Source organism: Nostoc sp. FACHB-152, from assembly GCF_014697475.1.
Lineage (GTDB): Bacteria > Cyanobacteriota > Cyanobacteriia > Cyanobacteriales > Nostocaceae > Nostoc_B.
Window position 1 is genome coordinate 1 of record NZ_JACJRV010000038.1, and the last position, 12,916, is coordinate 12,916.

General features: G+C 41.8%; 6 protein-coding genes and 1 pseudogene. 3 read left to right on the top strand and 4 right to left on the bottom strand.

The genetic code is table 11. From position 1 onward, the window contains the following. Window positions 1-51: 51 nt before the first annotated feature. From H6G76_RS21685 to H6G76_RS37225, 4 genes are all read right to left on the bottom strand, one after another. The gene (locus H6G76_RS21685; protein WP_190705367.1) at window positions 52-531 is read right to left on the bottom strand and encodes a cupin domain-containing protein; all 480 of its coding nucleotides are present in this window, start codon (window positions 529-531) and stop codon (window positions 52-54) included. A gap of 298 nt (window positions 532-829) precedes the next feature. Further along, on the bottom strand, window positions 830-1,462 hold the full coding sequence (locus H6G76_RS21690; RefSeq protein ID WP_190705371.1) for a response regulator transcription factor: 633 nt from the start codon (window positions 1,460-1,462) through the stop codon (window positions 830-832). Between the two features lie 5 nt (window positions 1,463-1,467). Beyond that, a complete protein-coding gene (locus H6G76_RS21695) occupies window positions 1,468-7,473 on the bottom strand; it encodes an AAA family ATPase (RefSeq protein ID WP_190705372.1) in 6,006 nt (2,001 codons plus the stop codon). A gap of 182 nt (window positions 7,474-7,655) precedes the next feature. After that, window positions 7,656-8,108 carry a hypothetical protein gene (locus tag H6G76_RS37225; RefSeq protein WP_242056484.1) on the bottom strand — a complete coding sequence of 151 codons (453 nt, stop codon included), beginning with the start codon at window positions 8,106-8,108 and terminating at the stop codon, window positions 7,656-7,658. A gap of 270 nt (window positions 8,109-8,378) precedes the next feature. Between H6G76_RS37225 and H6G76_RS21705 the strand changes: the two are divergent. The 3 genes and pseudogenes from H6G76_RS21705 to H6G76_RS21715 all read left to right on the top strand — a co-directional run. After that, window positions 8,379-9,499: pseudogene (locus tag H6G76_RS21705) on the top strand (IS701 family transposase); the annotation flags it as partial. 193 nt (window positions 9,500-9,692) lie between these two features. Then, window positions 9,693-11,021 carry an AAA-associated domain-containing protein gene (locus H6G76_RS38090; RefSeq protein ID WP_190705375.1) on the top strand — a complete coding sequence of 443 codons (1,329 nt, stop codon included), beginning with the start codon at window positions 9,693-9,695 and terminating at the stop codon, window positions 11,019-11,021. Between the two features lie 54 nt (window positions 11,022-11,075). Further along, entirely contained in the window at window positions 11,076-12,815 is a 1,740-nt protein-coding gene (locus H6G76_RS21715; protein ID WP_190705378.1) for an ABC transporter permease subunit, read from the top strand. Window positions 12,816-12,916 lie beyond the last annotated feature (101 nt).

Below are 12,916 nucleotides of genomic sequence, written 5' to 3' on the forward strand. Positions count from 1 at the left end.
TTAAATAGAGCTTATTGCGAATAAATGCTCTTTTTCTTTTACCACAAATTGCTACACTCTTTGTAAGATAAGCATTCTAGACCATTTTGTCCCCCCGCAAGCATACTGATATGCCAGATCCGTCCAACCTTCGGGGGGCGTTTGACCTATTTGGGGGAAGAATTCGTCAATATCGCCAGGTACAAAGGTGAAAAGCAACCGAGCTACTCCCGGCCCCAGGTTCACCCATCCATGTATGCTGTTACGGGGTACAACAACCGACGTTCCTGGCCCAGCCTCAAACTCTTCGCCTGCACAGTGAAAGCGAAATCTGCCTTCAAGTACTTCAAATATCTCTTCCCTATCTTTGTGATAGTGGAGTGGCGGGCCTGAGAACGGCGGGACACGCGCTTCGATGATTGAGAAAGCTCCAGCGACATCTCTGCTATGCACACGGATAGCCATTTGCTCACCAGGCATAGTATCGAACCAATTGAGGTCTTCGCCCTGGCTGACAATTGCAACTTTGTTTTTACTGAATTCGGTACTCATGGTATTACCTCTTATAATTGTGCAATTGAGGATCAAAGCTCTTGATGACTTGCAACGATAATGGCAACCATCAACTCTGTTTCCGATTTTGAGTTGAAGATGAGACCAATAATCTTGAATCTTGCAACTGAATTACTATCTGTGTTTGTATGAATTTAATATATGCAATTGACTTTGGTTTGTCGTCCACTCACAGTTGGCACTTTTATTTAGTCGAATGGATTATCGCTTCACCCATCTCATAATGGAAGACTAACTCCAACTAAAGTTGGAATCGAAAGTTAACCAAAAGCACAACCTACAAACTGACAATCCCGCGTTTTACCGCAATAATCACAGCTTGAGTGCGATCGCTTACTCCCAATTTACTAAGAATGCGATTAACGTGAGATTTGACTGTGCTTTCGCCAATAGTTAAAGCAGTTGCAATATCTGAATTACTCATTCCTTGCGCCATTAAACCCAGTACCTCTAGCTCTCGTTCGCTCAGTTCTGGGTTACTCATGCGCTGCACTAGCTTTGCCCCCACTTCCGGTGGAATGTACTGCTGACCGCGATTAACCATGCGAATGGCATTAAGCAGTTCGCTGGGTTTTGCATCCTTGAGCAGATAGCCTTTCGCTCCCGCCTGCAATCCGCGATAGATATCTTCATCGCCATCGTAGGTGGTTAGCACAATAATTTGGGCAGGTTTAAATTTGGCACAAATAGCAGTAATGGCTGCTACTCCTCCCATTTGCGGCATTCGCAAATCCATCAAAGTCACATCGGGTTGATGTTCACCAAAACAAGCGATCGCCGCTTCTCCATCTTCTGCTTGAGCAATTACTGTCATTTCGGGATCGCGATTAATGATGGTTGCCAATCCTTGTCTGACAATGGCGTGATCGTCAACAATTAAAACACGAATTGTAGTGGATTGACCAAGCATGATTCTTACCCTCGATTGACAATGACAATAATTTCTGTTCCTTGCCCTAGTTGGCTGGCAATTCTCAATTGCGCTCCAATTCGCTCTGCCCGTTCGCTCATTCCCAACAATCCAAATCCGCCAACCGAGGGAATGCTACCGACACCAAAGCCTTGCCCATTGTCTTTAATGCTCAATGTAGTTTCTGCATCTCCATAGACTAACTCCAGGCGAATTTCGTCAGCTATCGCATATTTAATCGCATTTGTCAATGCTTCCTGCCCAATTCGCAGTAAGTTATTCTCCACTTCGGCAGGTAAAGGATAGGCTGTACCCTGAATTTCGTAAATCAAAGCAGTATCATCGGTAGCAGATCTCATTTGCGTCACAAGGCGATGGAGGGCGCTAGATAAATCGCCTTCCTCTAATAACTGAGGGCGGAGTGCTGTGACTGAGCGACGAGCTTCAGCTAGCCCGATTCGTGCCAATTCATCGATCATCTCCAGATGGGCCTGTGTTGCTTCTAAATCATCTACTAGCACTTGGGCTGCTGCACCAACTTGAACCAAAATACCTGTAAAGGCTTGAGCCAGCGTATCATGAATTTCCCGCGCCATACGGTTGCGTTCTTCTACAATTGAGGCTTCTTCGGCACGTTTGCGTTCACGCAGTGCAGCGTTTCGCTGTTCGCTGATGTCTGTGATTAACCCATAGTATCCTTTCACTTGACCATTGGCATCGAAATCAGGAATGAGCGAATTACTAATATATTTCTTGCCCAATACACAGGGAATTTCTGCCTCATAGGTTGTGATTTGCCCTGCCAGTGCTTGATTAATGTACGGTTGCATAACTTGATAAGCCGCATCATCCAAGGTTTCGCGAATATGCTTGCCCAAAATCTCATCTTGACTACGAGCAAACCATTCCTCATAAGTGCGGTTGGCAAACCGATAATGCTGCTTGGCATCTACATAGGTGATACAAACAGGTAGAGCGTCTGTAATCACTCGTAATTCCTGTTCTCGTAAGCGAAGCTCATCGTAAACATCGCGCAATTCGGCTTCGCTTTTTTGTAAAGCTGCTGTTCGTTGGGCAACCTGTTGCTCTAAGGTGCAATTGTAATCGGCTAACAATTTCTCGGCTTGTTTGCGCTCAGTAATATCTTGAAAGGCTGCGATCGCATAAGTCAAATTGCCCTGTTCGTCAAAGACTGGAGTTCCCCATGCCTCAATGGGTATTTTGGCGTTTTTGTGGTAAATTTCTATATCATCAACTCTAGTATGTTCGCCCCTTAACGCTCGGAAAAGTGGCATTCTCTCAGTTGGATATTTTTGAGCAGTTCCAGCTTGATAAGCTTGATAAACCTCTGTAAGTTGATCGAGTGTCACAGAAGGATCAATATCTTTAGCCAATAGCTGAGTTGCTCGCTGGTTGAAGTAATAAGGGTGTCCCCATTTATCTACAACTGCAACACAGACTGGAATTGCTTCCAGAAATTGAGTCATCTTACTTTCGCTCTCACGCACCTTGGAGTAGAGCCTAGCATTTTCGATGGCAATGGCTGCTTGAGTTGATAATAGATGTAAAAGTTGCGCTCGCTCTGGTGTAAATGCTCCAGTTGCTAATTGATTTTCTAGATACAACACGCCAACCAGTTTACTTTGATTCAACAATGGTAAACAGATAATCGATTGAGTTTGATTGTTCTGAATATATGATTCATTTGTGAAATTACCTTCACGAGTGGCATCATTTAAAATAATAGATTCATGAGTCCGAATCACATACTGGATAATTGATTCAGGCAGGTGATTTTTAGTTGGAATCGATTGCAACACTCGCGTAGCACAAACACTTTCAAAATCAGCTAGTTCATAAGCAGCTTCAATCAGCCATTCTCCTGAGTTTTCCAAAATCAAAAACCCAGTTTGTGCGCCAGCATTCTCAATTAAAATCTGCATTAAAGAACGAAGCAGGCGTTCGAGTTCAATTTCACTTGAAATCGCTTGTGATGCTTTCATTACCGTCGCTAAATCAAGAGCAACATCTGAGCGATTAGAAGTAGTTCCTGAAGTAGTACGAATTGGTGTACCATCTCTAGCTGACTGCTGAGGAAATAGCTGTGGATACCGAGTTTCTAAATCTTTTACCTTTGCAGTTGCTCCCCAACGTTCATAACAGTAGTGAGCTTCTTTCATGTAAGTTTGAGCAATCTTTGTTCTACCACGTTCTAGATAAAACTTAGCGGCTAACTCATAAGCTAATGCTTCTTCCTGGATAAATTCGTTTTCAGCAGCACCAGATATGGCTTGTTCAAAAAACTCCTCGGCTTCCAGAACTTGCCCCAAAACTCGCGCTTTCTCTGCCTCAACTAAGTGAAATTTGTGTAGATAATTCATTGGCGCATCATGTGCCCATTTCTGCATTCTCTCTTGATTAATATTAACGCGATTTAGCCAAGCCTTTTTTTCGGAGTTTGAGGTATTAGCTAATAAGTTCAAAATTACTAAAGAGTCATAAAAATAAAATAGGGGTACAGAAATTAACGCCGTTACTTCACCTAAATACTGTTCCGCCAAAATAGCAGTTTGTGAAGCTTGGTGATACTCCCCAAACAGATAACATAAAATAAGTTTATTCAGGTAAAAGTGGTGAATTCCAGTTCCATCTTTAACTGAAATAGCACGCGATAGTGCTTGCTCTTCGTTGTATATACAACCAATTAAACAGCTTGGATTTTCAGACTGACCTAGCAAATTAAAAATTGTCTGCCGCAGCATTGAAAGCCAATTAAAGGGGTTTTCTCGCCTAATTTGACTGGTAGCCTTACTGTAAATTGCTGTTTGTTGTTCCAATTCTGTTAGTTCTTGACCAGAAAAATATGAGTAATAACAAAAGTTAAATGCACAGTAAGCAGCAAATTCAAAGTCTCCAGTTTCTACTCCGCTTTGATAACCGTCAACTAGAATTGGCAATGATTTTCTAAGATGTTCTCTCCAGTGCATCACATGGGAACCCACTACCAGCAATGCCTTAGCATTCCCTTTATTATCATTTAATCGCTCTATCAAACTTAAAGCTAATTTGCCAAATCTATAACCGAGTTCAGTATCTTGCACTACTCCACATAATGTCATTCCATAGGCAGCGTAACTAAGCGATGACCAAGTTACATTACCATTTTCGACTGATAAATTCACCATTCTGCACACGATCAACACCATTAATGCTGGTGATACCATAAAAGCAGCAGCTACAATATTTGCCAGGACATAGATTGCTGCCAACGCTACTGGAGTGGTCATCTCCGGCAGATCAATCAAGTCTTCGATTTCCTGCCCAGTTAATAGTGAAGCTGTTTGCGTCAATCCTGCTTTCACATCTAACTGGCTTGGAGTTTCTACTAACTTAACTCCCAAAAGTTTCAGCACTTCCAATCCAATCCTAAGTGCTTCTTTGGGATCACCCTGTGACAAACACGCTTGAATTTGGCTATCGTAAGCTTTCAGTTTGTCAAGATCTGTCTTGGCATGGTTAAGTACTTCTTCTACGAATATGTGCATTTCGTCGAAATGACCACTGAGGTATGCTGCCTGTGCTGCCTCTGAGTACAACGCTAGGGTTAGGTCATATACACTTTGCCAGCTTTCTCCATTCAAGAGTTTTAGTCCCACATTGAAATAGTTGAAAGCCGCTTCATAAGCTGTTGCTGCTAAAGCTTTCTGTCCTGCCATCAAATTCAATCTGGCAATTTCATACCGTTGGGATTGTTCAAAGATCAGTTCAATTCCATGATTGAGATGATCGACAATTTCAAATATCTGCTCTGATAGTCGCTCAGTTAAGGTGTTTTCCAAAAGGTTGCGACCAATTTGTAAATGCACCACCTGTTTATGCGACTCATCAATGAGAGCATAGGCAGCTTGCTGAACGCGATCGTGCAAAAACTTATATTCTTGAATTAACAGGTTTTCGTCTAATTCAGATAAAGGTTGAATTAATCCTGCTTGGATAGCTGCTAATAAACCTCGAAAAACTTCTTGAGCGGTTTTCTCACAAACGATCGCCAGTGTATCTAAATCAAATTCGGCACCGACACAAGCCGCTAACTGGAGAATGTATCTTGTATCATCTGGTAGTTTTTTTAACTTATTCAGCAACAACTCTACAACATTATCGGTGATATTTTGAGCTTGAATCTCAGCAATGTTCCACTGCCAACATAGGTTTTTTGCATTAAAGGTTAGCAGATTCTCGCTATACAGCATTCGCAAAAATTCACCGACAAAAAAAGGATTGCCTTCGGTTTTACGCAGCACTAACTCAGCTAAGGGACGTATAGTCTCTGTATTCTGATGCAGCGTTTCAGCAATCAACTGACTCAATGGCTCCAGTATTAAGGGTGCTAGAATAATCTCCCCAAGCACAACACCTTGTTTTCGTACTCGCTCCTGCAATAATCTGAGTGGATGCGTTGGACTGACTTCGTTATCCCGATAGGCTCCAATCAAAAATAAATGTTGAGTTTGCTCGTCAAGGAGCATTAATTCAATCAGCTTCAGAGTCGCAGAATCTATCCACTGTAAATCATCGAGGAATATTACAAGCGGGTGTGACTGGCAACAAAACACCCGTACAAACTGTTGAAAAACTCGATTAAACCGATTTTGGGCTTCCGCAGATCCAACTTCTGCTACAGGGGCCTGCTTGCCAATAATCAGTTCAACTTCCGGGATTACATCAATAATGATTTGTCCATTGCTTCCCAAAGCTTTTAGAAGTCGCGATCTCCACTGTTGCAACTGCTCATCCGGTTCGCCAAGTATTTGCTGCACCAATTGCTGCAAAGCATCTGCGATCGCGCTGTAAGGAATATTGCGCCCAAATTGATCGAATTTACCCCAAATAAAATAGCCGCGCTTGGCGGTGATTGGTTTATAAATTTCCTGCACTAATGCTGATTTCCCAATTCCCGCATAACCAGAAACCAACATCATTTCGACTTTGAATGTTGGTTTGCTAGTTTGTGCCTGTTCTGAAGTCTTTTCTACATAGTCTCGTGAAGCAGCAACGCATTCAAAAGCTGCTAGTAACATTGCAACTTCCCGATCCCTGCCATAAAGTTTTTGGGGAATTTGGAACTGATCTTTAATGTCTAAAAGACCCAGTTGAATGCTATGAATTTGCCCAATTTTTTTTAATTGGTCAGCACAAATTTCTAAATCCGCTTTGATTCCCCAGGCACTTTGATATCGTTCCTCTGCATTCTTCGCCATCAGTTTGAGAACAATATCTGAAACTGCTTTGGGAATCGTTGCATTCAATTCATGTGGTGGAGGAGGCTGTTTAGCAATATGACAGTGGACTAACTCCAGGATATCTGTTGTGGGAAAAGGCAGATATCCGGTTAGCAATTCATAGAACGTCACACCCAGCGAATAAAAATCAGTGCGATAATCGAGCAAACGGTTCATTCTCCCTGTTTGCTCTGGAGACAGGTAGGCGAGGGTTCCTTCTAAAACATGAGGGTTCTTGAAAGTCGAATTCGTGCGGTTAAATTGGGTAGCAATCCCAAAATCAATAATTTTGATAACGCCAGTATCCAAATTGAGGACGATATTTCCTGGGTTGATATCTTTATGAATGACATTGGCTGCATGGATTTTGCCTAGAATGTCGCAAACAGCGATCGCAATATCTAAAAAAGTGGATAAAGGTATGGGACAGAAAATATCTGGGCGCTTGTGCATCCACTGCTCTAGAGACTCTCCCCCAAAATCTTCTAACAGAATCACCAGAGTGCGTTGATAGTCTTGCTGGCTGTATGCTTTGACAACCCCTTCCAAGTTGAGGGAAAGAATAATTTTATATTCCTGTCTGTAGCGCGTTAATTCTTGAGGTGAGGGATAATCCTGCTTGAGCATTTTTACGATGAGTGCTACTCCATCCTCTCTTATGCCCCGATAAACCAGAGAATTAGAACTTTCATAAATCTTGCTTTGGATGGCAATACCAGGTAGCGCAATCATAGAGCAATTTTTGAGAGTATGATCTGGAATACCTCAAACTATACAGTAATTCTCATTCCGAAAATCATTACTTACTATTTGGTAATCTAGAATAAATTTGATGAAATCAAAGATTTAAACTATGATTTCCGATTCCAACACACTCAACACTTTTTCCTCCAAGTCCGTCAAATAAGCCCGATTCAACTTCCCCAACGACTCCAAAAACCTCTGAACCGATTCCTCCAGTTCAGTAGAATACACCCGCGAAATGCGATAAGCCTAACGGCATGGCTTCGCTTACCGCAAATTTCTTGCATCTGTTCGCATTCCTGGGGCAAGTATTCATAAGACTTTAAATGCTGCACCCCAACAGTACATTCGCCATTCCAAAGCCTTACGGTGCAACTGAACTCATGGATAGCAATCAATATGCACCAACAGCCACCTTTGCCTCTAAGCTCTGGATTCTCCTTTGCTAGAATTTGGCACACCTCCCCAATCTGGTAACTATTGGGTACTCTCGTTCGCTCTATAATTTTTTGCACCACATCAGTTACGATTCTGGCACTGGGAACTTTACCGCCAGCCTGCTGTACTGCCCGTTGCCAAACTTTAACCTGCTGATGGGGTTCTAGCTGTGCGAGAGGGCGCACTTGTCCTTCGTTAGTCGGCAGGATTCGTGAGCAGTTAGGTCGAGCTTTGTCTACTTTCTCGTTTTGGGAACAATTTCCGTTTTATCCACCTCCTCGTTTTGGGAACAATTTGTTCCCGTCGCTATGTTGTCGAATACCACAGAACCAGCTATTAGATAGTTGACTCGACGATGCGTGTATCCAAACCTGTCTTTACAATATTCCTCAAAAGTTCGATGGGTGGATCTGTATAACCTGCGATCGCGCAACTATCGATAAGAAGCAAGAAAAATGCTTGCCCACGCCCAAGAACTAGTTTACAGCCTAAAAGAATTGATGCCGACGCAGTATCAAAAAGATAATTTAGAAGCGATGCTGGCTTTATTTTTAGAGGCACAAGGACACCCGTTACCCGAACATAGTAAAACAAAATCCCCAAGTTCATTAAGCAGATTTTTAAATGTAAATCCTTGGTCAACTAGAGAGATGATTCGTGTTATTCGTTCCGGTGCATTACAAACAGTTGAGAATATATTAACGTCATCAACTCCAGGGCGAAAACCATTTTTACAAGTAATAATTGACCTGACAACTTTAGAGAAACGCGGTAAATTTAAAGACTTTGGTGATTTAATCAAAGTTTATAACGGTAAGCGTGGTCTACATTTAGTTGTAGTTTATTTAGTGATAGGAAAATGTCGTATCCCTTGGAGTTTCCGTGTTTGGAGGGGTAAAGGAACTCCTTCACCTGCACAGCTTGGACTGAAATTAGTTAAACGTTTACCGCAATCTTTAACTCAACATTTCCAGACAATCATTTTGGCTGATACAGCCTTTGGCAGTATAGAATTCCTTGAGGGTGTACGTCGGCTAAAATATCATGCTATTACTGGTGTAGCTATTAGCCGTAAGCTAGCCAACGGTAGACTTTTAAGACGTTTACATCAGCAGGGTCAACAGGTTTATCTGTTTGGTTTAAGCTTTCCTGTTACTGTTTCTTGGTATTACTTAAAGCGCGATAATGGCAAACTAGAAAAACGTTTTGTTTTGTCTACTCGCCCGATTAAAGCTTCTACTCTTAAGTGGTGGGGTAAGCGTCGATGGTGAGCCAGTGCGTTGGGCGGGTTCCCCGACTTGAAGCAACTGGCGAACCCGAAGGGCAAATTGAGGGATGGTTCAAAACCGCAAAGCATCGTTAGGGAGTGCATCGCTTTGGGCAAGGAACTCTGCTGGGGATGTATCGCTGGCTGATTCTTTCGCTGACTGCTTACCTCATCGCTCATTGGACTCATCTGCATATTCAGCCAACATCACCACCTGATTGGGGCCAGGCTGCACAAACTGCTCTTGAATCTATTTTTCCACAAATAGTTGTGTATTTTCTTTTACTTGACGTTGAACGGCTAACTTCCCTTGCACGTAGTCATGGTTTTGACATCCATATTTCCAGGTGCAAGAAGTGAGTTAACCAAAGAACGGTGTTACGTTTCTCAAATGAAAAGCGAGGGTATACAGAATGTATACTCCTGGCTAGTATAAGTTACTTTAACTGTAAGATAACCTCAACATGAGATTCTATATAATTATTTACTCACTGAAAGTATTGTGGTCTCCAACAAAGCGGCTGAAAACTTAATTGCTCTAAAAAATGTCAGAAAATTTTACCAGCAACCTAATGGACAGCAAATTGTCATCTTAGAAAATATTAATCTTGAGTTACGTTCAGGTGAGATAGTTGCGTTGCTGGGGCCTTCAGGTTCCGGAAAATCTACATTAATGCGAATAGTTGCTGGGTTAATCGCTCCGAGTCAAGGCGAAGTTTTATATCATAATCGTCCTCTAGTGGGTCTAAATCCTGGGGTAGCAATTGTTTTTCAAAGCTTTGCTCTTTATCCTTGGTTAACTGTATTAGAGAATGTGGAATTGGGTTTAAAAGCCAAAGAAGAACCACCAAATTCTCGACGACAAAAAGCTCTGAAAATGATTGATATCATCGGTCTGGATGGGTTTGAGAACGCCTATCCCAAAGAACTTTCTGGAGGAATGCGCCAGCGCGTAGGATTTGCCAGGGCTTTGGCGGTAGAACCAGAACTATTATGTATGGATGAGCCGTTCTCAGCTTTAGATGTGTTGACAGCAGAAAACTTGCGGTTTGAACTATTAGATTTATGGTTAGAACGGCGCATACCAACTAAAGCTGTTTTAATTGTTACTCACGGGATTGAGGAAGCGGTAATTTTGGCTGATCGCATTATTGTTTTAGGGCGCAATCCGGGGAGAATCCGCGCTGACTTACCTGTAACTTTACCTCATTACCGCGATCGCAAACACCCTAATTTTCAGGCTTTGGTAGATCAAGTTTATACAATCATTACTAACCCTGATTTAGATAAAATTGACACACCTGTCAATACCTCTGTAACAGCTACAATACCACAACCAAAATATCAATCTTTACCATCTGTACGCATTGGTTCAATTGCTGGTCTATTAGAATTATTAGAAGACCGCCAAGAAAAAGACTTATATCGACTTGCCCAAGAATTGCAACTAGAAGTAGATGATATTTTACCAATTGTAGAAGCTGCAAAATTGATGGATTTTGTAGAACTTGCAGAAGGTGATATCAGCTTACAACCAATCGCGCAAGAATTTATCAATGGTGGTATCGATGAACGTAAACAAATTGTGCGATCGCAACTGCTAACTCATATTCGCTTAGTACAGCAAATTCATCGTCTATTAGAAGCGAAAAATAATCAACGTATTCCTGAAGAATTAGTTTTAGATATTCTAGAAACTCACTTTAGCCCTCAAGAAGCAGAGCAACAATTACAAACCGTTGTTGATTGGGGTCGTTACGCTGAAATATTCGGCTACGATGAGCCATCGGGACAAATATTTTTAGAGCAACCTGCCGCAGTTAATTCTTAGAAGCTTACATCTGTATACGCTTACAGAATTTTGAACTCTTTATGAGAATTTCTTATGACTCGACCCCTCACTCCTGCTAATAAAACTCTGGGACATAACAATTGGACTTGGCAAGATGGATTGCTAATTTTAGTAATTCTTTCCTTGATTGTACTAATTATTAGAACCGCTTCTCAATTCAGTGGAACTTTTCAACCTGAACTAACGATTTCTACAAATATTGCAGCTTTACCAGGATATACAGCCCAAACCTTAATTCGGATGGGACTGGCTTACTTTTTATCTTTAATTTTCACCTTAATATATGCCTATACTGCTTATCGCTCCCGAATTGCGGAACGAATTTTAATTCCGATGTTAGATATTCTGCAATCGATTCCAGTATTATCTTTTTTACCGGGTGTAGTATTAGCTTTAATTGCCTTGTTTCCGGGTGAAAGAATTGGTGTAGAACTAGCAGCTATCTTACTAATTTTTACTGGAATGACTTGGAATATGACTTTTAGTTTTTACCAGTCTCTTCAAAGTATTCCACGAGAATTATTAGAAGCAGCGCAGGTTTATCGGCTTAATCTGTGGCAACGTTTTTGGAAATTAGAGTTACCATCTGGCGCGATTGGGTTGGTTTGGAATAGTGTAATGTCGGTGGCTGGAGGCTGGTTTTTTTTAATTGCAATTGAGTCATTTACTTTAGGAAATAAAGATTTTCGATTACCAGGATTAGGCTCTTTTTTAGGTACAGCAGCTAATAAGGGAGATTTTACCGCTATATTTTGGGGTTTGGCGGTGTTGATTGGAATAATTGTGGCAACTGATTTTTTTGTCTGGCGACCTTTGATTGCTTGGGCTGAAAAATTTAAGTTAGAGATGGTTGAAACAGAAAATGCACCTCAATCATGGGTGTTGGATATTATCAGGCGATCGCCTACTTTACGCGCAGTTAGCGAAAAGGTTGTTCAGCCATTACAATCAGCCATAGACGACGGTTTAATTCGCTCATTTCCCGTGCGTTCTGTACCAGTCAATACTAAGGGTCGTCTGAATTTACCGAGTTTGTTTAATTGGGTATTTGTGAGTGGCTTTACTCTAATAGTCCTGTGGGGTACTTGGGAAGCTGTACTACTTTTGCGGGCTTTGGGTTGGACAGATTGGTTACAGGTAATCAAAGGTGCTGGGTTAACAGCTTTGCGGGTAGTAATTGCTTTAATTTTATCTCTGTTGTGGACTGTACCTGTAGGAGTCGCAATTGGGCGTAATCGACAGTTAGCTCAAGTATTGCAACCATTGGTACAAATCGCCGCTTCTGTACCGGCTACGGCTTTATTTCCCTTACTGCTGCTGGGTTTAACTCGTATTGCTGGCGGTTTGCAGATTGGTGCGATCGCTCTAATGATGTTAGGAACAATGTGGTATATCCTATTTAATGTCATTGCTGGGGCGCAATCAATCCCCTCAGACCTCATTGAAGCAGCTTGGGTATATAAACTTTCTCCTTTGCAACGCTGGCGAACCTTAATCTTACCTGCGATCTTTCCTTATTTAATTACAGGAATTATTACCGCAGTTGGTGGCGCGTGGAATGCCAGTATTGTTAGCGAGTATGTAACATTTCAAGGGCGAGTAATCAGCACTTCTGGACTGGGTGCAACCATTTCTCATGCGACAGCAACAGGCAATTTCTCCCTGTTGCTAGCTTCTACTGTGGTGATGTCTTTATTAGTTGTCTTGACTAATCGTTTGATTTGGCGACCTCTTTACAATCTAGCTCAAGAGAAATATCAATTATTGGTTTAGAGATTTTACAAGTCGTTTTGCGACCCCATGAACAGGAGTAGGGACGTAGCATTGCTACGTCCCTATATTATTAATGTGAAATGGTGTAAACATTCGATTTT

Coding starts and splice junctions, on each gene's coding strand:
- H6G76_RS21685 (WP_190705367.1), bottom strand. CDS start 531: ATGAGTACCGAATTCAGTAAAAACAAAGTTGCAATTGTCAGCCAGGGC.
- H6G76_RS21715 (WP_190705378.1), top strand. CDS start 11,076: ATGACTCGACCCCTCACTCCTGCTAATAAAACTCTGGGACATAACAAT.
- H6G76_RS21690 (WP_190705371.1), bottom strand. CDS start 1,462: ATGCTTGGTCAATCCACTACAATTCGTGTTTTAATTGTTGACGATCAC.
- H6G76_RS21695 (WP_190705372.1), bottom strand. CDS start 7,473: ATGATTGCGCTACCTGGTATTGCCATCCAAAGCAAGATTTATGAAAGT.